The sequence below is a fragment of the Actinosynnema mirum DSM 43827 genome (assembly GCF_000023245.1).
Taxonomy (GTDB): domain Bacteria; phylum Actinomycetota; class Actinomycetes; order Mycobacteriales; family Pseudonocardiaceae; genus Actinosynnema; species Actinosynnema mirum.
The window spans coordinates 1,064,721-1,087,243 of sequence record NC_013093.1; the positions used below are offsets into that span (position 1 = coordinate 1,064,721).

Here is a 22,523-nt window from a genome sequence, read left to right on the forward strand (position 1 = left end):
CCCCCAGCGGGTTTCCAGCCGAGGCGCTTCAATCCTCGGTGAAGTGCAGGCGGGCGAGGATGTTGCCAACCTCTTCGGTCTCCTCGTCCTGTGGTCCCTGCACGAGAAGAAGGTCGTCGTAGAGCGGTTGCAAGAAGGAGACCGCCTCAAGGGTCTTGCCCTCGGACAGCAATAGCACGCCAATACTGCGCCGGAGGTCCAGCGCGGTGGGAGAGGCGTCGCCACCGGCAGCCCGGACGTGGGTGAGGACCTGCTGGAACTGCCTCAAGGCTGCTGTGGCCTGGCCGAGTTCAGCCCGGCAGTGAGCAGCCTCCTGGAGGCATTCCAGCGCTTCTGGGCTCGTGGAACCCAAGGTGCGGGAGTAGGCGTCGGTGAGGGAGTCGAACTCCGGCAACGCGCGCTGGTAGTCGCCCCCCACGATGAGGATGGCGGCACGCCTTGTGCGCATCTTCAGGATTCGCGGACTTTTCTTGCCGAGCGCTGCAGCTGACTGGGCGATGGCTCTCTGGAGCACGTCCGCCGCCTGCGTGTACCGCTCCTCGTCGAGCAGCTGAGCGGACTTGTCATAGGCCACCCGGATGACCTCGCAGAGCCTTGTGTCGACGTGTGAGGACAGCGCGACTGGCACGTCGTCCTCGACGGCGGCGGATGGCTTTGCCGAGCGCTGCAGTGGTGCGTTGGGACGGCGGTACAGAAGCGTGGGGTCTGGGGCGCCGATCGGGATGGCCGCGTCGTCGACGGAAGGCGGCGCGCTGCCCGGCAGGGGCAGAAAGGCAAGCAGTCGCTCGTATACCTCGTACGCGTTGGCGGGGCGGTGCTTGGACGACTTGGCCAGCAGATCGAGGGTGAGGAGTTCCAGGTCAGGGGGAACGTCCGAGCGTGCCGCGCGCAGTGGCTGGGGTGATGCGTTGACGTGCTGATGCATGAGGGCGTAGTCGCCATCACCGTCGAACACGGGCTTCCCGGACAGGAGTTCGTGCAGGACGCACCCCAAGGCGTACAGGTCGCTGTGCGGGGTGATCTGCGCACACATGATCTGTTCGGGCGACATGTAGCAGCTGGTGCCGATGGGATTGCCTGTGGCGGTGAGGCGGGTGGCGTCGGTGCGGAGGATGGTGGCGATGCCAAAGTCCAGCACCTTGACCGTTCCACCGGCCGCGATCAGAACGTTGTCCGGTTTGAGGTCGCGGTGCACCACCGGGATGGCATGGGCGTGGGAAAGCACGGTGGCGATCTGCGCTGCGATGGCCGCTGCCCAGCTGATGGGCAAGGGGCGTTTCGGGGTGAGCAGGGTTCGCAGGCTGGTGCCCCGCACGTACTCCATCACCAGGTAGAGGCGGTCGTAGGTGTGGTCGAGCACCGCGTCGTGCACCTGCGGCACCCCGTGGTGTCCGATGCGCGCGGTGACGCGTGCTTCGCGGCGGAAGCGCTTGGCGAACTCCTCCGCCTGCGCTTTGCTCGACACCGCATCGGCGCGGATGAGCTTGACGGCGACCTCGCGGTCCAGCACGGCGTCGTAACCGCGCCAGACCGTGCCCATGCCACCCGAGCTGATCTCCTCGATCAGCTCGTAGCGCTCGGCGACCTTCCGAATCCGCACTGCGCCCCCACTGGTGAGCTCGCCCGTCACCTCGTGCGGGCAGTCTGGTCGGTCCCGTGATCACTCGTCCAGCCGGAGGCGGGGGCAGGCGGTGTGCCATGCCCCCTTGCGCCAACGGGGTTTCAGATCAGTTCACGCCAAGTCGTCGTTCACGCCTTCCTCGCGTCGGATCATCCGCCAAGCGGCTCGTCGCGCACTTCGGTTCAGCGAAAGCTTGAAGCTGTCGTCGTGGCTGAAGTACTGCCGTCCGAGATCGGCGATGGTGTCGACGTGTTCGGCCATCTTGTCCTCGAAGACGTCGTCGAAGACGTGACCGAAGTTGTCCTCGTCGTTGACGGCGGCCAACCGCACTTTCGGGTCGGCCACGGCCTCGGTGAACGGTGTGACGACATCCTGCTCGGTGAACTCGGTGCCGTACTTCGCGTTGAACCGTTCGATCAGTTCCGACAGCGGCGACTTCTCTGGCTCCTGCGCCCCGCTGGGGCCGTCGCCGAAGCCCGGCAGTTCGCCCGTTCCCTCGGGCGTCAGTCCGAGGTCGTGCTCTCCCGTCTTCTCCACCCGCATGTGGCTGAGGTCGATCTCGCCGATGTCCACTCCTCCATCACCGCGCCGCGGCAGCCGGTTGAGCAGGTGCCGCCCGTAGAGGTAGAGCCTTTCCAGCTCCGGATCCGTGTAGGGGATGATCTGCGCGAGGAAGCCGTACTTCCGCACGTAGTCGTTGAGGTCCGCGCGGAAGGTCTCCGCGACCTCCAGGTCTTCGCCGTCGTCGTCCGCCCGGTCCAAGAGCTCGGTGAACCTGGCGACTGCCGGTCCGAGGTAGCGGTAGAGCTCCGCGTGCAGCTTCTCCCACCTGGCTACTGACCCCGCCGCTTTCTCCTCCGCACTGAGGTACGCCGCAACGAACTCGCGCATCTCCTGCTCGATGAGAACATCCGGCGCCATGACCCTGCTCTGCGCGGTGTAGAGCAGGTTGGGGTCCGACGGAAGCGTCATCGCGTCTTCGAAGTACGGCTGGAATGAGTCCTTGATCTGCTCGGCTTCGTTGACGAAGTCCAGCACGGCCAGATCTGACTGCGCCTTGCGCTCGGCGGTGCGGTTGAGCCGGGACAGCGTCTGCACGGCGGAAATGCCCATCAGCTTCTTGTTCACGTACATGGTCGTCAGCAGCGGCTGGTCGAAGCCGGTCTGGTACTTGTCGGCGACGACCAGGATGCGGTACTCCCGTTGCGCGGAGGTCCCACCGCCACGTAGCACCTTGTCGTCCTTGCGCGTGTACGCGAACGCCTTGGGCAGGGCGTTCTCGGACAGGCCGCCGTTCTCCCCTGGCTCGGTGATCTCCTCACCGTCGTAGGTGAGGGTGCCGGAGAACGCCACCAGCACGCCGGGGTCGGCGTACTCGCGGTCACCGAGGTACTTCTTGATCGCTCGTGCCATCTGCACGGCGCTGTGCCGGGACGCGGTGACCACCATCGCCTTCGCACGGCCGCCCAGGCGGCCAGAGGTGTGGGCCCGGAAGTGCTCCACGATCACCTGGGCCTGCTGCGCCACGGTGGACTCGTGGGTGAACGCGTACCGGGCGAGCAGGGAATTGGTCTTGGTCGGGTCGACCTCGCGTTCGTCCGGGTTCTCGTTGACGAGCTTCCAGTACGTGTTGTAGGTGACGTAGTTGCGCAGCGGGTCGAGGATGAAGCCCTCCTCGATGGCCTGGCGCATCGAGTAGGTGTGGAACGGTCGGTACGTGGGCTTGCCGTCCGGGCCGGTGTCGCCCAGCGTGCCGAAGAGTTCCAGGGTCTTGGCCTTGGGCGTGGCCGTGAACGCGAAGTACGACAGGTTCGCGGCCTGGCCGCGCTGGTGCGCCTTCCTCCGCAGCTTCGCGTCGGTGGCGGCGTTCTGGTCTGCCTGGGCGGTGACAGCACCCGCGTCGTCGGAGTCCGCATCGAGCCCGAGGTCGCGCAGCGCAGCACGCACAGCAGTTGCGGCATCACCGGACTGGGAGGAGTGCGCTTCGTCCACGATGATGGCGAAATTGCTGCCCTTGATCTCGATGGGGTTGCGACGCAGGTAGTCCAGCAGAGCCGGGAAGGTGTGCAGCGTGACCGTGATGATCTTTCCGGGCTCGCGTGACAACGCGCGGGCGAGCTGGTCCGACTTCGCTCCGTGCTTGTCGTCGATCTTCACCACCAGGCCGGCGGTTTGCTCGAAGCTGCCGACCGTCTCGCGCAGCTGGGAGTCGAGGTTGCGCCGGTCGGTGATGATGACGACCTTGTCGAATACCGGGGTGCCCGGCTCAAGCCCTGCGGAGAGCTCGTCCGGGTCGATCTCCGCAGGGTCGGTGGGCGTGTGCAGCGACGACAGGCGGTGCGCGAGCCAGCCGATGGTGTTCGACTTGCCGGAGCCAGCCGAGGCCATGCAGAGGTAGTTGTGCCCCGCACCGCGCCGTGCGGCGTCCGTGGTCAGCTTCTTCACGATGTCCCACTGGTGGAACCGAGGGAAGATCACCTTCTTCGTGGCGCGCCCGTCAGCGCCCTTTTCCTTGTGCAGATGAACAAAGCGCTCCAGCAGGTCCAGCCAGTTGTCCCATTGCCAGACCTGCTCCCACAGGTACGAGGTGGTGTGCCTGCCGAAGGAGGTGGAGGGCGGGTTGCCCGCGCCACCGGGCTGTCCGGGGCCGTTAGAGCCGGTGTTGAAGGGTAGGAACCTGGTCTTCGCGCCACGCAGTTCAGTGGCTACGAAGACCAAGTCTGGGTCGACGGCGAAGTTCGCGATCACGCGTCGTGAGAAAATCAGCTCGGTTGCGTCGCGGTCGTGGCGGTACTGCTCCTTCGCGTGTTCCACGCCCTGCCCGGTGAGCGGGTTCTTCAACTCTGCCGTGGCCAGCGGGATACCGTTGAGGAAGAGGGTGAGGTCGAGCCTGTGCCCCTTGTTCGCCTGCTTGGCCGCGTACTCCAGCTCGCGGACGACGGTCAGCCGGTTGGCGCGGTAGTCGTTGAGCACTGCGTCGGAGGCGACGAGTGATGGCTTGAAGTATGCGACGCGGATGCGGACGCCCCTGTCCTTCACGCCCTTGCGCAGCACGTGCAGCACACCGTCGGTGGCGATCGCCTGGTCCAACCGCTTGGTGAACCCGGCCTGCGCAGCGTTGGCGTCGCCGCCGTAGAGGTCGAGAAGATCCTCCCACTCACCGGCCTGGGTGGCGCCGATGAAGGTGAACAGCTCGCCGGTGTCCAGGCCTAGATCGGCCCGGTAGTCGGCGCTCTTGCCAAGCTCCCAGCCGGAGTCGATCATCGAGGCGACGATCGCGTCACCGAACGCGGATTCGTGGTGGACGGGGCTCATGGGGCGATCAGTCCTCGATTCCTCTTCCGCTGGCGGTGGACACGTCGATTTGGCCGGTGACGGCAGCGGTGATCAGGGCTTGGCGACGTTCGGCAAGGAGAGCAACCTGAAGCCTCACCGCATCTGCGAGTCGATCAATGCGTGCATTCTGTTCTCGAATCTGCTGAACGATTTTCTGCTGCTCGCCAATTGGAGGCAATGGGATGCGTAGCATTTGCAGGTCCGGCACATATATTGTTTTGTGAGTTGACCCCATCGCTAGGCGCCCGAGCAGGTCGGGGCGCATGGCTCGGAGGCACCACAGTAGATAGTAAGGATTAAGTCGCGGGCCGCATGTCCATGTAACGAAGTCCTGACTTGTGGCCATGTCAGTGCCCATGACTGCCGAGTAGCCGGCAGAAGCTGTACGGCAAAGTACTACTGTTCCGGCAGGGCGAAGTTCGGCAGCAGAATTAGCAAGACCAAGCTCGCTGATTTTCTCCCTGGTTTCATGCAGGTCTTCGAGACGGTCGTTGCGAACCTGCCTCACTTCGCCCGTAGTGATCCATGGAATAGTGCAGTCCACCCACCATTCGGGATGTGATCGACTGGGGGTATGACCACTTCCCATGCGCGCTATAAGGCTAAGTCTTACTTCTTTCCACGTACTCGGGATCTTCTCCAGCCAAGTGAGTGATGATGGGCGAGTGCCTGTTTGGTCGGTACCGGATACAGCTTGCGTAATTCCTGCCATTCTACGCTCGGCAAGTTTTTCAAGCACTCGGTTCTGAGTTTCAATCAATCGATCAATATGGGCTGTCTCGGCCTCGAGGAAGTCGACGATTCGTTGCTGTTCAGAAATTGGCGGGTTTGGGATATGGGTGTCGGACAAGCGGTCGCGGTTGAGCTCTATCTGATTTGTTGCTCCAATTGCGAGCGAAGAGTGGATGTACTCTTGAAAAGGTTTCGAAGTTAGCCAATAGTAAACAAAACGTGGGTTCACTTTATGTTTTTTTACTCGGACCACTGTTACGTGGCCGTCCGCCATGCAGGGGATTCCGTTTAGTGGTTCTGTGAAGTAGCCGACGCGACCAAGCGTTCCCGTTCCGGTTGAGTTAATGATTATATCATTTTCTTGAAGGTGGCCCTTGAGCTTTGTGGGATCGCCGTTGAAGTTATGGAAACGTGTGCGAGACCAATCCAGTCCTCCGTATTGGTTGGCCGCTTGACTGATTACTCGTACTGGGCTTTCGTCGACGTATTCTGGAGCAGAGCCGCGGTTCAAAACTGAAGTTATGCGCTTCAGTGGTGAAGTTGTCCAAGTGTCTGAAATGGGGATTCCAAGTACGGAATTCATTCGGTCACCTTGTGCAGTAGCAACTTAATCTCGGCTTCCAGTGATTTCAATTCTGCATCAATTTCTGGCAGTGGGCGAGGTGGCTGATACTCGTAGAAGTGGCGGGTAAAGGGGATCTCGTAGCCGATCTTCGTCTTGGTGCGGTCGATCCATGCATCCGGGGCATGTGGCAAGACTTCGCGACGGAGGTACTCGTCCACGTCTTCGTCCAGTGGGACGTTTTCGTAGTCGCGCAACTCGGAATCTGGCTCGGGCTCTCCCTTGATTTTCTGGACCTCGCCCTCCGGATCGCGAACACCGACCGCATCCCGCAGCACCTTGGCGAACGGAACTCCTGTAGGCCACAACAGTCCTGCTGCGACGATCGCGTCTTTCATGTCGAGCCAGGCTTCAGTCTTTTTCAGCCACGACTTGCCGATCAGCGGACGCAGTGCCGCAGTGAACATTTCGGCATCTGTCGTCTTCTGGACCGGTTTTGCTGCCCTGAGTGCGAAGAGTGTCTCCTCTGTTACCTTGAAGCGTAGCTTCAGTGGGCGTTCGACAGTGATACGGCGATAGCCGAAATCCTCATTGCGGAAGAGCTTGATCTTCCTGCCCTTGTTGCGCAGGTCGTGCATCTGGTCGTTCTTCTCGGCATCCAGGATGGCCAGTGCCTCGGTGTAGAGGCGGGTGATCTCGGAGATCTGCTGTTCATTGATCATCTTGCGCTTGTCGCCGAGCGACTTGCGCATCTTCTGCCAGTAGTCGCGGGCATCCAGCAGGACGACCTTGCCCTGACGTCCCTTGGATTTGCGGTTGCTGACGATCCAGAAGTACGTGAAGATGCCCGTGTTGTAGAAGAGCTGGTCCGGCAGGGCGACGATGCCCTCCAGCCAGTCGTTCTCCAGGATCCACCGGCGGATCTTCGACTCGCCGGAGTCAGCCGCGCCAGTGAACAACGGGGAGCCGTTGAAGACGATCGCGACCCGGCTGCCGCCCTTGCCGTCCACATCGACCGGCTTCATCTTCGAGATCATGTGCTGTAGGAACAGCAGCGAGCCGTCGTTGATGCGAGGAAGTCCCGCACCGAACCGGCCGCTCTCACCGAGCATTTTGTGTTCCCGCTCGACCGTCTCCTGGACCTTCTTCCAGTCCACGCCGAACGGTGGGTTGGCCAGTACGTAGTCGAACGTGGCGTGCGCGTGGCTGTCGTCGCTGAACGAGTTGCCGAACTTGATGTTCTCCGGGTCTTGCCCCTTGATCATCATGTCGGAACGGCAGATGGCCCAGGACTCCGGGTTGAGCTCCTGCCCGAAGACCTTGACCGTGGCGTCCTTGTTGTGCTTCGTAATCTCCTCTTCAGCGGCGCTGAGCATGCCGCCGGTGCCGCAGGCCGGGTCCAGGACCGTCCGGACGGCACCGGGAACGCTGAGCACGTCGCTGTCCGGGGCGATCAGGAGTTTTACCATCAGATCGATGACCTCGCGCGGCGTGAAGTGCTCACCGGCGGTCTCGTTGGACTGCTCTGCGAAGCGGCGGATTAGTTCTTCGAAGATGTATCCCATCTGATGGTTGGTGACCACTTCAGGGCGCAGGTCCAAGTCGGCGAACCGCCCCAGAACCTGATACAGCAGGTCCGCAGCATCTAGCTTCTTCACCTGCTGGGCGAACTCGTAGCGTTCCAGTACCTCGCGGGCGTTGGGCGAAAAAGCGCCGAGGTACTCGTTGAGGTACTTGGCGGCGTGCGTTGCGTCGCCTGCGATTGCCTTCAGTGTGTATGTGCTGGTGTTGTAGAAGCTGTGCCCGGATGCTTTGCGGAGGAACCGGTCGGGGTCCATCTCGCGGTCCGCAAACCGTTCCGCAGTCTCCAGGACTTTGTCCTTGGTCGGCGTGAGAACACATTCTAGGCGGCGCAGCACGGTGAACGGCAGGATCACCTTGCCGTAGTCGGATTGCTTGTAGTCACCGCGCAAGAGGTCGGCGACGGACCAGGCGTGGTTCGCCAGTTCCGTGTGCTTGCTGCTGTTCAACGAATTCCCTTCACGAAGTCCGTCTGTTGGTGGACGGCTACGGCTGGCGTGCTCGATGTCAGGTGCGACGGCGGTGCTGCTTCAGGGGCAGTCAACGTCGGGTGGTGCCAGTGCGCCACTGGTCAGGCCTGCGGCTAGCGTGCCAGCTGTCTCGGTGGCCAGCTTTGCCACCTGCCGTGCAGTGGTGCGAAGCTCGTGCATTTGCCGGAAAGCTCCGCCGTAGCGGCGCTGCTCGATCAGCGGTAGGAGCGGTACGCGCAGCCTTCGGGGATCGATGTGGACGGCTGTGGTGCCGGTTGAGGCGCTGCTGACGTTGTCGGCAGCGGACAGGAACCCAGCCAGGAACCAGGGGTCCAGACGGTCAGGTGCTGGACGGAAGAGGTGCACGTGCAGTCCGAGCAGGCATCCAGCGTCCTCCCCGTCGGCGACACGCGCCGCGGCTCCTCGGCCGGCCGCCACGCCGGACAACAGGACGTCACCCGGCTCGATCAGCACAAAAATCGCGCTGCGCTGCTCATCAGCGCCAGCTGAAGCACGCGCATCGGTCGCCACGTCGCGACCCGTCAGGACGCGGCGGCTCGCGGGCTCCTCAGGGAGGTTGATTTCCTTCGATCCGCGCACAGCAGGAACGGTGCGGTGCAGAGTCAGCGCACCGCCGCGCGACAAGTCGGCGACCGTTGCTGTGCGCCATGATCGCGACTCCTCTCCCACCGGTCGCCAACCAGCAGGGATGGGTGACGCGGCCAACGTCGTAGCACTCTCCGTCAACCGGTCGCGCAGCTCGTTCGCGTGCTTCGCGACCGCGATCGGGTCAGCGGTGGACGCGGAGATCCGGACGTGACGGGCTGGGGAGACGTCAACGAGGTCATCGAGTAGATCGATCGCAGGGATGGCACGCGTGGTGCCGGGGGCATCTGTGAAACATTCCGGGTTCGGTGAGAATGCCCGCCAATGGCCCAGGACGGTCGCGCTCAGCGTGTCCCACCCCACAACTTGCCGTCCCGCTTGTACGCGGGGTGACGTCCGCCCCGTCGAACCCCGGTGCGCTTCTGGGGGGTGGGTGTGCTGTTCGCCTGCGGTGTCGATGAACAGCACGGTCCGTCGGTCGGCACCGCCTGGCTCGGGGCGGCGAAGGACCCATATCTGCAGGCCGACGTGCAGGGGAGCCGCAGCACCAGGCGGCAGCGCGACCACGGCGCGCAGGGTGCCGCTGCGTAGGAGTTCGGCGCGGATCGGCCTACCGGAGCGGCGTGACGCCACGGCGGGCGGCATGAGCACAACGGCGTGTCCGCCCGGCCTCAGGTGAGCGAGGCAGTGCTGGACCCAGGCCAGTTCCGACTCTCCCTTAGGGGGAACGCCGTAGACCCAGCGACGGTCGTAGGCGAGTTCCTCGGCACCCCAGTTGCGGATGTTGAACGGCGGGTTCGACACGACGACGTCAGCCACGAGCTCTGGGAAAGCGTCGTTCCGCAGCGAATCACCGGATCGAACGCTGGCCTCGCCTGCGGCGAACGCGAGTCGTGCGATGGCGACTTGTGCCAGCGACGGGTCCAGCTCCTGGCCGACCGGTCGAATGCCCGGTTCTGAGCGCACCGCTGCGCGCAGCAGTGCTCCGGTGCCGCACGCTGGGTCGAACACGGTGCCGTGAGGTTCGGTGAGATCGACCATCAACCGGGCGAGTTCTCGCGGCGTCACTGCCACACCTCGCCAGTTCGCCTCGACGAACCGGTCGTGCAACTGCTCGAAGGCGGCTTCGGCCCCGTCCTCTGAGGCGAGCGCGTCGAGAGCGTTGCGGGTGTTCTCGTCGAACATCTTTCCGGAGGAGCCGTTTGCCAGATATGTGCCAGCAGCGGCCAGTGCATCGCTGATCAAGTCGGTACCGGAAGCCGCTTCCAAGTGCTGCCAGACGAGTTCACGGCCAGACAGCGCGTTGAGCTTTCCCTGTCCCTGCAACCAGGCCTGCACCTCGGAGAGCTTGAACACGGGGCTGGTGTCGGTGCCGCCCGCTGGCTGCGGGAAGTCCTCATGGCGGCGACGCCAGTTGCTGACTGCGGCACGGCCGACCCCGGAGAGACGGGCGATCTCCGCAGCGGTGACTGCGGCTTCCTCGGTCATGAGCGCCTCCTCTAGCTTCCTCCGGTGAACATACAATACCGGGTAAATGCTTGTTGACATAGTTCACAGGCGTTGCGTCCGTTGATGCGTCACCTCGGTAATGCAAGAGTGTTCTCAGGCGTGCATCCCATGCGACCTGCGCGAACTGCTGTTCGACCAGATCGCCGCAGCGGAGGTGCCCGAGCTAGTCAAAGAGTTCGTTCTGGCTGCGTTCGACGGTGCCGAGGCGCTCGCCGCCGTCCTGGTCGGTGGCGCGTACTCCGCCGAGCTCGTGCTGACCGGTGAGAACCTGCGGTGGAGCGCAGAGCGGCACAACCAGACCCTGTGGCGCGACGGCTGGCGCAACCTGCACGAAACGGGTGAGGTGGAGATCGGCATTGATCTCGTCGCAGCGGGCGTGCCCAGTCTCATCACAGTGCCGCATGACGTAGGTGGACGGTCAAAACCTCGACGCTGGAGCCATGGAAACTGACATGAAGCTCTACCTCCCTTCCCGTCCTTCGGCGAACTCGGGACGTTGGTGGACGGCAGGCCCAGCGAGTTACCGCGACGCGCTGCAGCGGTGTTCGGTCTCAGGGGCCTCGACGACGCACTGCGGCGTTTGAAGAGCAGGCGCGGGAACTCGACAGGCAAGTGAAGGTGCTCAAGGAGCAGAAGGGTGCGCTGCTCGCGGAACTCGTAGAGGTCGACGACAAGTGCGTTCGTCGGGCCGAGACGCTGTTGCGCAGCACCAGGCCTCACCTCGATGCCGTAGTGGAGATCGCGCTTGGTGACGATTCCAGCGCGCCTGAGGGCGCAGGGCTCCGAGCACTGCTGGTGCTTACCGTGCGTACCGCAGAGCGCACTGGCGTACCACGACGACCACAGGGGCGGCCTCTGCCCGGTGTGCGCCAGCGGCGAGCTGGACGTTCGGTGGCGTCAACGCGCGGAGAAGCGTCTCGTGCATCTCCGCGAGGCGAGCGCGGCCCGTGAAGCGTTGAACAACGCGATGAGCAATGCCAACAGGTTGATCACGCCTGTTCCTGAGGTTCTGCGGCACCTCGCGCACGCCCTCGCGGTGGTCCACCCGCGCTGGTGGCCGCGCTCGACGAGGCGAAGGCATCGCGCCGTTCTCCGAGCGTTCCCAGGTGATCTGGCAGGAACTGCGCTGGCGGAGCGGCGTGGAGCTGGGAGCGATCAAACTGGAAGGAACGCACACTTGGCGCCGGGGCACGCTGGGCGTGACCGTCGACGGTATCGACACGACCGCGCTGGGTGTGATGATCCCGACCGCGCTGCAAGGGCTGGGCCTGTTGCTGTTCCGCCCCAAGCTGCGGTCGACACCAGCCCATTCCGGTTCCTGATCATCGACGACCCCGTTCATGCGATGGACCTCGCGAAGGGTGACGGTCTGGCCCGCGTGCTCGCTGCAGTCGCGAAGACCAGGCAGGTCGTCATGTTCAGCCACGATTACCGGCTCGCTGAGGCAGTACGCCGGCTGCCTGAGCGCTCAACGACATGGGAGGTGCAGCGCCGCGACCTGTCCGCAGCGGCGCAGGTTCGTGCACCGATCCAATCGACCGTTATCCAGACGACGCCAAATCCTTGGCCTGCACCGATGAGATGTCCGATGAGCTCGCCGGGAGCTGGTCGTCGTGTGTTGCCCCAGTGCGCTGGAAGCCGCAGTCCACAGCAAGGTCCGCGCCAGCCGCCTCGCACGGGGGTGAGTCCTATGCGGCCGTGGAGGACGCTTTTGCCAAGGTGACCACGACGCATCAGAGGATGGGGCTGTCGGACTTCGACGACGCGGGTCTCGGTCCAGGCCTGCTCGGCTGGTTGAACACCAAGGGGAGGTGGGCTGGAAACGACTTGCAGAACTGCAAGACGGGTGCGCACATCGGATTCTTCGGAGACCTGCGGGGGCTGATCGAAGACCCCGAGCGGCTGGCCCGATCAGTGGTGCGGGGGTGACACCGACATCCGAGTACGGCTCGATCCTGCTGAGCAGGTGCTCGCCCGCCCCGGCCTCGTCAGCAACTGGCCGCGCTGCAGGGCGTGGCTCATTCGCCTCGCGCTCGAACGCGCATTGAGCCATTTTCATCGTGATGGCGCAGGTCACAGTGCAGGCTGAGCAGTGAGGAGCGCGGTGGGCGAGGCTCCCGGTAAGACAGCGGTCGACCAAGATCCGATGCCCCAACCGGGAGCCTCGCCGTGCTGTCCTACCCTGCCGCGATTCCGCTGTCCAACCACACCCTCATCCGCCTGGCCGATCTCATCCGCGCCGAGCGGACGCGGCTTCGAACGCGGTGGCGGCGGCTCGATCCCGGTCGTCAGGCGCTGCCCGTACTCGCCCACCTGCGCAACGGCGACACCCGCACCCGCCTCGCCGCCGGGTTCGACATCTCCCACAGCACCGCCTGGCGCCACGTCCGTGAAGCGGTAGACCTTCTCGTCGCCCTGGCCGACGACCTCCGCACCGCAGGTGAACGCGCTGCCCGACTGGCCTACGCCATCCTGGACGGCACCCTCGTCCCGATCGACCGCGCCACGAACCGGAAGCCCTACCACTCGGGCAAACACCGGCGCCACGGCGTCAACGTCCAGATCCCAGCCGACCCGGCGGGTCGGTTGGTGTGGGCCTCGGCGACATCGCCCGGAGCCGTCCACGACCTGACCGCGGCCCGCACACACGACCTGATCGACATGCTGACCACCCACGACGTCACCACCTTCGCCGACAAGGCGTATCAAGGGGCGGGCGGCACGGTGCGCGCACTCCGTTCAAGCGCCACGCCGCACGTCCGCGGCTGTCACGCGGCCAGAAGGCGGTCAACCGGGCACATGCCCGCATCCGCGCCCTCGGCGAACGCGCCGTGTCGCTGCTCAAGGGCTGGAAAGTGCTGGTCAAGCTGCGCTGCTGTCCGCGCCGGGCCACCGCGATCGTCGCGGCCATCCTCGTTCTGCACCACATCGAGACCCGCCCCCAACCACGATGAAAAAGGTTCATTGGTCCAATTTTGGTCATCGCACTGCCCTGAACTCGCTTCGTGCTCAGATGCCCGCACTGGGCAGGTTCGTCGACGCGCAGACGCAGCACCACGTCAGCGAACTGTGGCACGTGGCGAACTGGTCGGGGCATCACCACCACTACGAGTTGGCGCCTGTGTCAGCAGAACTGCGCAGGTGGCTTGATGAAGCGTTGGTTCTCGTCGCCCGCCGTGCGCAGCCGGTTGAGCCAGCCCAGTTTTGAGAGAGTTTTGCAGGACCGAAGCGAATCAGCATGATCATCCTTCGCCTGTCGGAGCGTCGGGTCTGGTGGGCGGCGGGCAGCTCAGCGGCGACTCCCCGGAGGACGTGGTGGCCTTCTTCGTGCGGGGCTTCGGCGGCGACGTGCGGTTCGGGTGGCGGACGGGCAGGTGCTGCGGGACGTGGTTGTGGGCCGGACCGCCGTTGTGAGCGGGGGCGGTCCGGCCGGGGCGTGAGCGGGTCAGGCGATGCGCACCTCGCGCACCAGCTCCTCCGCCAGACCCGCGCGCTCGGCCAGCCAGCCCGCCCACTCGGGCAGCAGGGACAGCTCCGCCAGCATCGTCGGGACGCCCGCGTCCCGGTCGGCCTGGATCGACTCGCGGACGCACTCGACGCGGCGTGGTGACACGAGGGCGTGGGTGCCCTCCGCGGTCTTCTCCACCCAGTCGAGCGCCAGGGTCTCGACGGTCTCGTCGTCCGGGGTCGCGCCGTGGCGGGTGTGGTGCCAGGTGGTGAACTCCTCTGCCATTCGGGCGGCCTGCTGCTCCACGGGCAGGGGGGCGGGGAGGTGGACGCCCCGGTCGCGCACGAGGGCGATCAGGTCCTGGGCGCGGCGCTGCGCGCGGTACCAGTTCCGCAGCGCCTGGTCGGTCTCCACGCCGATGACCGAGTCCAGCAGGACCGTGCCGCCCGCCAGCACGATCGCCAACACCTCCGGGGACACGCCCTCGACGAGCGGGACGGTCTGCTCTCCGGTGCTCGTCCGCCATGCCGCCTCGGCCGCCGCCACGTCCGGGAACGCGCCGGGCGCGGGGAGCTCCACGGCGAAGTCGGTGACGTCGTAGTCGAACAGGAACACCGAGCGGTCCACGCCGTCGGGGTAGGCGTAGCCGGCGATCACCGCGCCGCGCGTGCCGTGCGCGTCGCGCAGCGACCACAGCTCGCCGGTCGGGGCGACGCCGCCCAGCACGGCCAACCAGCTCGGCACACCGCCCGCCGCGCCCAGCTCGCCCGCGCAGCGCTCGATCGCGGACTCCGCCGCCGAGGCCAGCTCCGGCGCGCCGATCGACAGCATCCCGTGCAGCAACCGCCACGGGCCCTTCCAAGCACCGGTCGACAGATCCTCGGAGTGCGCCAGCACCTGCTCGGCCGCCCGGTCGGCGACCTCCCGCGCCCACGCGGTGAACCGCAGGCCCGTCGCGCCCTCCACGCGCGTCCGCTCCACCAGCCGCTCGCCCAGCAGCAGCGAGGTCGCCTCCTCCAGCTCCAGCGGTCCGCGCGCGGCCACTAGGGCGTCCGACCCGGCCAGCGCGGTGGCGGTGGCGGCGGAGAACCAGTTCGGGCGCGGCGGGACCAGGGCCTCCAGCGCCCCCTTCGGGAAGACCCGCTTGCCGGGCTTCTTGGCCTTCTTCTTGCGGTTTCGGGACACCGGTGACATGCCCCGACGCTATCCACCGGCCCGTCAGGGCGATCAGGGGGCTGCACCCGTACGGCCCAACCGCCCGTGCCCCGTGGAACAATCGCCCCCGCGACGGCACGCTGCCGCTGGTGTGCCACCGGGTGGTGCGAAGGTGTGGTTGGCATGGGCTCTCGGGACGGTGGGCTGCCCACCGCGTTAGGTGATGTCGCTGACCTGCCCGGTTGGGTCGAGCGGCTGTTCGACGGATTCGGGATCGCGGTCGTCCTGTGCGACTTGGGCGGTGTCGTGCGGCACATCAGCTCGGCCGCACTGGGGCTGCTGCCCGGACTCGTGGTCGGGCGGGGTGTGCCCGGCGCCCGTGAGGGCGGGTTCGAGGTCGTGGTGGGGGTGTCCGTCGTCATTGGGCGGTTCCGCGAGCTCGGGGACGGGTGGGGCGCTTGGGTTCTGCGGGACGTGGGGGATGAGCGGGCTCGGGAAGTCGCGGTTCGGCGGGCTGGGGTTCGGGCCGACTTCCTCGCTCGGGCCAGTCGGCAGCTCGGGTTGTCGTTGAACCCCGCCCGGACCGTGCGGGCCGTCGTGGAGCTGGCCACCGAGCTGGGGCGGGCCGCGACCGTTGTGCTCGTCGACGGGACTTACGCGCACGGGGAACGTGGCGGGAGCACGCGGATCGGGCGGTGGGAGCGGGAGCTGCTGCCCGGTGTGCTGGTGGACGCGCTTGAGGGGGCCGCCTCCGGGGTCGAGCGGCACCACGCCGGGCACCTCGGGGGGAGCGGGTGGAACCCGCTCGTCGACCTCGGTGGGGTGGGGGAGGCGGTCACCGCCCGGTTGTCGGGGAGTGAGCTGGCCGGGCCGGTGCTGGTGGTGTGGGTCGCGGCCGATGACGTGGCGCCGGTCGGTGATCCGGACGGGACCGTGCTGGGGGAGTTCGCGGATCGGGCCGGGGTGGCGTTGGCGGCTGCCCGTGTGCACGCGCAGCAGGTCGCCACCGCCGCGGCGCTTCGGGAGAGCTTGCTTCCGGGAGCCCTGCCGGATGTCGCCGGGGTGGACTTCGGGGCCCAGTACCGGCCTGCCACGGGGATCGGGGCGCTCGGGGGCGACTTCTACGAGGTCTCGCCGGACGGGCGGGCGTTCGTGTTCGGGGACGTCGTGGGGGAAGGGGCCCGCGCTGCGGTTGTGGGTGGGCGGGTTCGGCAGGTGCTCGGGGCGCTTCGGCTGGTGGGACTGCCGCCCCGGCGGGCGTTGCGGGTGGTCAACGAGTCGCTCGTGGAGAGCGGCGACGGGCGGGGCGGGGTGGTCACGGCCGTCGTGGGGGTGATCGAGCCGCGCGGGGACGGGGGTGTCCGGGTCGAGCTGACCGGGGGTGGGCACCTCGCTCCGCTCGTGCTGCGCGCCGACGGGTCCGTGCGGGTCGTGGACGTGGGCGGCATGGCGGTCGGGGAGGTCGCGCGGGCGGTGTTCCGCAGTGAGACCGTCGAGCTCGCGGCGGGGGAGAGCTGCGTGTTCTACAGCGATGGGATCACCGGGGCGCGAGGTGGGGTCGGGGGCGAGGAGTACGGGGTCGAGCGGGTGCGGTCGTTGCTCGCGCACTGCCACGTGATGCCCGCGCCCGCCGTCGCGGAGCGGGTCGCGCTGGGGGCGCAGCAGTGGATCTCGGGGGCCGGGCACGGGGACATCGCGGTGCTCGTGGTGCGGGCCGACCCCCGGCGGACCGGGGCGTGAACGGAGCGCGCGTCGAGCTGCTCGCCGCGCTGGGGAACGCGGACGAGGTCGCCGCCACGGAGGTCGTGGTGCGGGTGGTGGAGTCCGGGGTGCCGGTGGAGCGGGTGCTGCTGGAGCTGGTCGCCGGGGTCCAGGTGGAGATCGGGCGGCGGTGGCAGCGGAACCTGTGGAGCACCGCCCAGGAGCACGCGGCCACCACCGTCGTCGAGCGGATCATCGGTGTCGTGGCCGGGCGGGGGAGTCGGGCCGGGGACAAGGGGCACGTCGTGCTCGCCTGCCTGGACGGGGAGTGGCACGCGGTGCCGCCCCGGATCGTCGCGGAGGTGCTGCGGCTGCACGGGTGGCGGGTGGAGTTCCTCGGGGCGAGCGTGCCGGTCGGGCGGCTGGTCGCGCACCTGCACGAGCACGGGCCCGACGCGGTCGCGCTCAGCTGCACCCTCTCCAGCAGCCTGCCGCGCGCCGACCAGGTCGCCACCGCCTGCCTGGGCACCGGGACGCCGGTGCTGGTCGGCGGGCTCGGGTTCGGGGTGGACGGGCGGTGGGCGCGGGCGCTCGGGCTGGACGGCTGGGCGGCCACGGCGACCGCCGCCGCCGAGCTGCTGGAGCAGCCACGCTGGGCGCGCACCGCACCGCCCGCGCCGCGCCGGGTCGTCGACCCCGAGCACGCCGCGCTGCGCGCCCGCCGGGGGGAGCTGGTCGACGTCGTGCTGGCCGCGCTGGCGCCGTTCGCGCCCGAGGCGCCGCTGGAGGACGTGGGGCACCTGGTCGACCACCTGGCGGCCTCGCTCTACGTCGACGACCCCGAGCTGTTCGGGTCCTTCGTGGACTGGAACGCCGACGCGCAGGCCGCGCGAGGTGTCCCGGTGGAAGCGTCGGAGGCGGCGATGAACGCCCTGTCGTGGGTGCTCAGGGACCATCCGCGGGCGCTCCAGCACCTCGGCCACGGGCTGCGTGTGCTGCGAATGGCCTCCTGAGTCATGCCCGGGAGGCGCAGGTGTGATCTCCTTGTGGTGCCACGGCGGCTCGGCACCGCCGTCGTGGGGTGATACCTGGGATGAGGTGTGATGACGTCTGCACGGCGGACCGAGGGGTTGAAGACGTCCACCCGCCAGCTCGACGGCGGCGTGGTGGTGTTCGAGGCGGTGGGGGAGGTGGACATCTCCACGGCGGACGACCTGCGCGAACCGCTGGTCGACCTGGCCGGGGGGATCGCGGCGGGCGGCGTGCTCGTCACCGACCTCACCGGGATCGGGTTCTTCTCCTCGCCCGGCATCGAGGCCCTGCTGATCGCGGACAAGCGGGTGCGCGCGGCGGGTGGGCGGTTGAGGGTGGTCACCTCGCCGGTGGTGCGCAGGGCGCTGGTCGCGGTGGGGCTGCGCCAGGCGCTGGACATGCGCGACGCGCTCGACGACGCGTTGCGCGGTTGACCAGGTGTCGAACGGACCAGGACCGGTCACCCGTGAGCTGACGACCGAGGCGAACGCCCGACAGCGAGGTTGCCCGTGCTAGCCGAACCGCCCAACACACCGGGGTCCGACCCCGCGCCGGGCACCGGGGCGGTGGCCGCGCTGGACGTGGCGGTCGACTGCTCCGACCTCGCCGGGATGCGCCGGGGCGTCCGCGAGGCGCTGACCGACCTGGACGGCCTGTTCGTGCAGGACGTCGAGCTGATCTGCACCGAGCTGGTGGCGAACGCGTGCGACCACGCGGGCTCCCCGCGCAGGCTCGTGCTGCTCCGCCAGGACTTCGACGGCCTGCCCGAGGTGGTCGTCCAGTCCCACGACGGCAGCCCGGAGGCCGCGCCGCGCCTGGGCGTCTCCGCGCTCGGACCGCACCGGGGCCACGGCATGAAGATGGTCGAGTCGCTGTGCCGCGACTGGGGCGTGCGGGTCGACGGGGCGACCAAGGTGGTGTGGGCGGCGCTGCGCGTGCCGTGACCCGGTCCACACCGGACACCCGGTGAGCACCACCCCCCAGCACGTCCCCGATCGCCTGTGAACCGATTCAACGCGGAACGTCGAACCCCGTCCTCCGGAAGTTAGATTCTCTAACGAAGAGGGTTGACGGGGTGATCTGGCTCACCTACTTTGGCTTGAACCGATTCAACCAGAGGGGTGAGGTCGATGCCACGACTGGCTCGCCGGGCGGGCGTTCCGCTCACTGCGGCGCTGCTGTTATCCGCGGCGCTCGCGGGATGCGGCGGCGGCGCCTCGGACGACGGGTCGGTGACGCTCCGGTTCGTCTGGTGGGGCAACGAGGACCGGGCCAAGGTGACCAACCAGGCCGTCGAGGAGTTCCAGCGCCGCAACCCCGGCATCAAGGTCGAGACCGAGTACAGCGGGTACGACGCGTACTTCCAGAAGCTCTCCACCCAGGTCGCGGGCGGCGCGGGGCCCGACCTGCTCCAGCTCGACCGGGCCACCGTCGGCGAGTACGCCGGGCGGGGCGTGCTGGCCGACCTGACCGAGCACGTCGGCGGCCACATCAAGACCGACGACATCCCCGACACCCTCCTCGCGGGCGGCGAGGTCGGCGGCAAGCAGCACGCCATCCCCGCCGGTCAGACCACCCAGATGCTCGTGTTCGACCCCGCCCCGTTCACCGCCGCGGGCGCCACCGTGCCCAGCGCGCCCGGCGAGAAGTGGACCTGGGCCCAGTTCGCCGAGGCCGTGAACAAGGTCGGCGCGGCAGGCTCGGTCGCGGGCACCACCGACTTCGGCTGGGCCGTCGACTGGTTCGAGGTGTGGCTGCACCAGAACGGCGAGGCGCTCTACACCGGTGACGGCAAGCTCGGCTTCGACGCGGCCAAGCTCACCGAGTACTGGACCATGGTCTCCGCGCTGCGGCCCGGCAAGGGCGCCACCGCCCCCGAGGTCACCACCAAGATGGACGGCTCCGTGCAGAACTCCGGCATGGTGACCAAGCAGTCCGCCTCGGAGATCGGCTACGACTCCTCCCTCACCGGCTACTTCACCTCGTACGGGCCGACCGTGCGCACCGCCCCGCTGCCCAGCGACACCGCCGAGTCCGGCATGGCCGCGCTGCCGCCCGTGCTGTTCGGGGTCTCCCAGCGCTCCAAGCACAAGGACGCGGCGGCGAAGCTGCTCGACTTCCTGGTCAACGACCCCGACGCGGGCAAGGTGCTCGGCGCCTCGCGCGGCGTGCCGCCGAACTCCGAGGTGCGCGAGCAGGTCTGCGGCGCGGCCGTCGACGCCACCAAGCTGGTGTGCGACCACGAGAGCGCGCAGGAGGACAAGATCGGCCCCTCGTTCGGCCCGTGGCCCACCGGGTCCGCCGCGGTCAAGCGGGACTTCCAGCGCACCTACGACGACGTCATCTTCAACCGGGTCGGGATCGCCGAGGCCGCCGAGCGCGTCGTGCGCGACGCCGAGCAGGCGCTGGGCTCCTGACGGCCGTGGTGGACACCGCGCTCACCCGCCCGTCCCGCGCGCAGGCCCCGCCGCCGCCGCCGCGCGCGCGACGGGCCCGCGCGGGGCAGGGGATCGCCTACCTGTTCCTGTCGCCGTGGATCGCCGGGGCCGCGCTGCTGACCATCGGGCCGATGGCGGCGTCGCTGTACCTGTCGTTCACCGACTACAACCTGTTCGACCCGCCGGAGTGGGTCGGCCTGGACAACTACACCACCATGGTCACCGGCGACCAGCGCTTCTGGCACGCGGCGGGCGTCACCACCCGGTACGTGCTGCTGTCGGTGCCGCTCAAGCTCGGCCTCGCGCTGGCGGTGGCGCTGCTGCTCAACCGGTCCCGGCGCGGCGTCGGGCTGTACCGGTCGGCGTTCTACGCGCCGTCGCTGCTGGGCGCGAGCGTCAGCGTGGCACTGGTGTGGCGGGCGATGTTCTCCACCGGCGGCACGGTCGACGAGGCGCTGTCCGCGCTCGGGCTCGACCTCGGCGGGTGGGTCGACCAGCCGCAGTACGCGCTGTACACGTTGGTGGCGCTCGCGGCCTGGCAGTTCGGCGCGCCGATGGTGATCTTCCTGGCCGGGCTGAAGCAGGTGCCGCGCGAGCTGCACGAGGCCGCCGCCATCGACGGGGCCGGGCCGCTGCGGCGGTTCACCGCCATCACCGTCCCCATGCTCACGCCGGTGATCCTGTTCAACCTGGTGCTGGAGGTCATCAACGCGTTCCAGGCGTTCACCGGCGCGTTCGTGGTCAGCAGCGGGCGCGGCGGGCCGAGCGACTCGACGCTGCTGTACCCGCTGTACCTGTACCAGCGCGGGTTCACCGACTTCCGGATGGGCTACGCGTCCGCGATGGCGTGGGTGCTGCTGGCCGTGGTCGCCGTGATCACCGCGCTGGTGTTCCGCAGCGCCCGCCGCTGGGTGTTCTACGCCGGGGAGGAGGGCCGGTGACGGCGCGGAAGGTGCTGTGGCACGGGATCGTCCTGGCCGCGCTGGCGCTGCTGCTGTACCCCGTGGTGTGGCTGGTGGGCACCTCGTTCAAGCCCGCCGAGGAGGTGCTCTCGACGCTGTCGCCGCTGGGGGACGACCCGACCACCGACAACTACGCGCAGGTCTTCGACGGGGTCGGCGAGTTCGGGGTGTGGCACTACTTCGGCAACTCGCTGCTGGTCTCGCTCGGCGCCGTCGTCGGCAACGTGGTGTCGTGCGCGCTCGCGGCCTACGCGTTCGGGCGGCTGCACTTCCGGGGCCGGGGACCGATGTTCGGGTTCATGATGATCACGATCATGCTGCCGCACCACGTGGTGCTCATCCCGCAGTACGTGATCTTCCAGCAGCTCGACATGGTCAACACGTTCTGGCCGCTGGTGCTGCCCAAGTTCCTGGCCACGGACGCGTTCTTCGTGTTCCTGATGGTGCAGTTCATCCGCACCCTGCCGCGCGAGCTGGACGAGGCCGCCACGCTCGACGGCTGCGGACCCGCCGGGGTCTTCCGGCACGTGGTGCTGCCGCTGCTGCGACCGGCGCTGATCACCACGGCGATCTTCTCGTTCATCTGGTCCTGGAACGACTTCTTCAGCCAGCTGATCTACCTCAACGACGCGGAGAGGTTCACGCTCCCGCTGGCGCTCCAGCTGTTCATCGACCAGGCCACGCAGTCGGCGTTCGGGCCGATGTTCGCCATGTCGGTGCTCGCGCTGCTGCCCATCGGGCTGTTCTTCCTGGCGTTCCAGCGGTTCCTGGTCGAGGGCGTGGCGACCTCCGGGGTGAAGGGGTGACGCGCCGCGCGGAGGCCGCCGCGTCGCGGGTGGCGCGGTCGGCCCGGCTGGCGCTGCTGGCCGAGGTGCTGCTGGTGGGCGTGCTGGTCTGCCTGGCCGCGCTGCCCGTGGTGACCGCGCTGGCCTCGGCGGGCGCGGGCGCGCGGGCGCTGCGCGGGCTGGTGGCCGACGGCCGCACGCCCACCGCGCGCGCGTTCGCCGCCGACCTGGTGGCGGGCCTGCGCGACCCCCTCGCACTGGCACTGCCGCCGCTGCTGGTGGTGGTCGGGGCGCTGGACGTGCTGGCGCTGCTGGGCGGGCTGCCCGGCGGCGCGGTGCTGGGTCCGGCCATCGGGATCGCGCTGGTCGTGGTCGTCGTGGTGCTGCTGCGCTGCGCCGCGCGCTGGGAACCGGGCGCGCGCTGGTCCGCGCTGCTCTCGTCCCCGCCGACGGGGCTGGTGGGCAACGTCGCGGTCGCGTGCGCGCTCGTCGTGGTCGTGCTGGTGGTGCTGCAAGCGCCCGGTTTCGCCGTCGTGGCGCCGGGTCTGCTCGTGTTCGCGTCGGTCGCGGTGGCCGGCCGGTGAC

General features: G+C 67.8%; 18 protein-coding genes and 1 pseudogene. 13 read left to right on the forward strand and 6 right to left on the reverse strand.

The annotated features are described in order from the left end of the window. Positions 1-28: 28 nt before the first annotated feature. The 5 genes from AMIR_RS04815 to AMIR_RS04830 all read right to left on the reverse strand — a co-directional run bounded on the left by AMIR_RS04815 (position 29) and on the right by AMIR_RS04830 (position 10,396). A complete protein-coding gene (locus tag AMIR_RS04815; protein ID WP_245554584.1) occupies positions 29-1,630 on the reverse strand; it encodes a serine/threonine-protein kinase in 1,602 nt (533 codons plus the stop codon). Between the two features lie 102 nt (positions 1,631-1,732). Beyond that, on the reverse strand, positions 1,733-4,936 hold the full coding sequence (locus AMIR_RS04820) for a type I restriction endonuclease subunit R (RefSeq protein ID WP_012783579.1): 3,204 nt from the start codon (positions 4,934-4,936) through the stop codon (positions 1,733-1,735). Between the two features lie 7 nt (positions 4,937-4,943). Beyond that, complete coding sequence (locus AMIR_RS36730) at positions 4,944-6,272, reverse strand: restriction endonuclease subunit S (RefSeq protein WP_012783580.1); 1,329 nt, start codon at positions 6,270-6,272, stop codon at positions 4,944-4,946. Next, positions 6,269-8,281 (reverse strand): type I restriction-modification system subunit M, encoded by a 2,013-nt coding sequence (locus AMIR_RS04825; protein WP_012783581.1) that lies wholly within the window; start codon positions 8,279-8,281, stop codon positions 6,269-6,271. Before AMIR_RS04825 ends, AMIR_RS36730 begins: the two co-directional genes overlap by 4 nt. A gap of 81 nt (positions 8,282-8,362) precedes the next feature. Then, positions 8,363-10,396: an N-6 DNA methylase gene (locus tag AMIR_RS04830; protein WP_012783582.1), complete on the reverse strand. Its 2,034-nt coding sequence runs from the start codon at positions 10,394-10,396 to the stop codon at positions 8,363-8,365. Between the two features lie 175 nt (positions 10,397-10,571). Between AMIR_RS04830 and AMIR_RS04835 the strand changes: the two genes are divergently transcribed. From AMIR_RS04835 to AMIR_RS39990, 5 genes and pseudogenes are all read left to right on the forward strand, one after another. Beyond that, a complete protein-coding gene (locus tag AMIR_RS04835) occupies positions 10,572-10,868 on the forward strand; it encodes a hypothetical protein (protein WP_143760640.1) in 297 nt (98 codons plus the stop codon). A 655-nt stretch (positions 10,869-11,523) separates the two neighbouring features. Then, entirely contained in the window at positions 11,524-11,739 is a 216-nt protein-coding gene (locus AMIR_RS04840) for a hypothetical protein (protein ID WP_041836579.1), read from the forward strand. Positions 11,740-12,115: 376 nt separating this feature from the next. Then, a complete protein-coding gene (locus AMIR_RS04845) occupies positions 12,116-12,346 on the forward strand; it encodes a hypothetical protein (protein ID WP_041836580.1) in 231 nt (76 codons plus the stop codon). Between the two features lie 240 nt (positions 12,347-12,586). Next, a pseudogene (locus AMIR_RS36735) lies at positions 12,587-13,371 on the forward strand (transposase family protein). Positions 13,372-13,690: 319 nt separating this feature from the next. Beyond that, complete coding sequence (locus AMIR_RS39990) at positions 13,691-13,831, forward strand: cytochrome c-type biogenesis protein (protein WP_012783584.1); 141 nt, start codon at positions 13,691-13,693, stop codon at positions 13,829-13,831. Between the two features lie 31 nt (positions 13,832-13,862). Here the strand turns inward: AMIR_RS39990 and AMIR_RS04850 are convergent, their stop codons facing one another. Beyond that, positions 13,863-15,059 (reverse strand): hypothetical protein, encoded by a 1,197-nt coding sequence (locus AMIR_RS04850; protein WP_012783585.1) that lies wholly within the window; start codon positions 15,057-15,059, stop codon positions 13,863-13,865. Between the two features lie 144 nt (positions 15,060-15,203). Between AMIR_RS04850 and AMIR_RS04855 the strand changes: the two genes are divergently transcribed. From AMIR_RS04855 to AMIR_RS04890, 8 genes are all read left to right on the forward strand, one after another. Then, the gene (locus tag AMIR_RS04855; protein ID WP_012783586.1) at positions 15,204-16,760 is read left to right on the forward strand and encodes a PP2C family protein-serine/threonine phosphatase; all 1,557 of its coding nucleotides are present in this window, start codon (positions 15,204-15,206) and stop codon (positions 16,758-16,760) included. Next, on the forward strand, positions 16,757-17,734 hold the full coding sequence (locus AMIR_RS04860) for a cobalamin B12-binding domain-containing protein (RefSeq protein WP_012783587.1): 978 nt from the start codon (positions 16,757-16,759) through the stop codon (positions 17,732-17,734). Before AMIR_RS04855 ends, AMIR_RS04860 begins: the two co-directional genes overlap by 4 nt. 90 nt (positions 17,735-17,824) lie before the next feature. Further along, positions 17,825-18,187, forward strand: a complete 363-nt coding sequence (locus AMIR_RS04865; protein WP_012783588.1) for an STAS domain-containing protein — start codon at positions 17,825-17,827, stop codon at positions 18,185-18,187. A gap of 75 nt (positions 18,188-18,262) precedes the next feature. Beyond that, positions 18,263-18,697, forward strand: a complete 435-nt coding sequence (locus AMIR_RS35305; protein ID WP_012783589.1) for an ATP-binding protein — start codon at positions 18,263-18,265, stop codon at positions 18,695-18,697. A 186-nt stretch (positions 18,698-18,883) separates the two neighbouring features. Then, positions 18,884-20,170, forward strand: a complete 1,287-nt coding sequence (locus tag AMIR_RS04875; protein WP_012783590.1) for an ABC transporter substrate-binding protein — start codon at positions 18,884-18,886, stop codon at positions 20,168-20,170. Positions 20,171-20,175: 5 nt separating this feature from the next. Continuing rightward, complete coding sequence (locus AMIR_RS04880; protein WP_012783591.1) at positions 20,176-21,132, forward strand: carbohydrate ABC transporter permease; 957 nt, start codon at positions 20,176-20,178, stop codon at positions 21,130-21,132. Further along, positions 21,129-21,959, forward strand: a complete 831-nt coding sequence (locus tag AMIR_RS04885) for a carbohydrate ABC transporter permease (protein WP_012783592.1) — start codon at positions 21,129-21,131, stop codon at positions 21,957-21,959. Before AMIR_RS04880 ends, AMIR_RS04885 begins: the two co-directional genes overlap by 4 nt. Further along, on the forward strand, positions 21,956-22,522 hold the full coding sequence (locus AMIR_RS04890; protein WP_012783593.1) for a hypothetical protein: 567 nt from the start codon (positions 21,956-21,958) through the stop codon (positions 22,520-22,522). The genes AMIR_RS04885 and AMIR_RS04890 overlap by 4 nt, the downstream gene beginning before the upstream one ends. Position 22,523 lies beyond the last annotated feature (1 nt).

Excerpts from the sequence above, each read along its gene's own strand:
- AMIR_RS04820 (WP_012783579.1), bottom strand. The coding sequence starts at position 4,936 with ATGAGCCCCGTCCACCACGAATCCGCGTTCGGTGACGCGATCGTCGCC.
- AMIR_RS36730 (WP_012783580.1), bottom strand. The coding sequence starts at position 6,272 with ATGAATTCCGTACTTGGAATCCCCATTTCAGACACTTGGACAACTTCA.
- AMIR_RS04830 (WP_012783582.1), bottom strand. The coding sequence starts at position 10,396 with ATGACCGAGGAAGCCGCAGTCACCGCTGCGGAGATCGCCCGTCTCTCC.
- AMIR_RS04850 (WP_012783585.1), bottom strand. The coding sequence starts at position 15,059 with ATGTCACCGGTGTCCCGAAACCGCAAGAAGAAGGCCAAGAAGCCCGGC.
- AMIR_RS04855 (WP_012783586.1), top strand. The coding sequence starts at position 15,204 with ATGGGCTCTCGGGACGGTGGGCTGCCCACCGCGTTAGGTGATGTCGCT.
- AMIR_RS04865 (WP_012783588.1), top strand. The coding sequence starts at position 17,825 with ATGACGTCTGCACGGCGGACCGAGGGGTTGAAGACGTCCACCCGCCAG.
- AMIR_RS04875 (WP_012783590.1), top strand. The coding sequence starts at position 18,884 with ATGCCACGACTGGCTCGCCGGGCGGGCGTTCCGCTCACTGCGGCGCTG.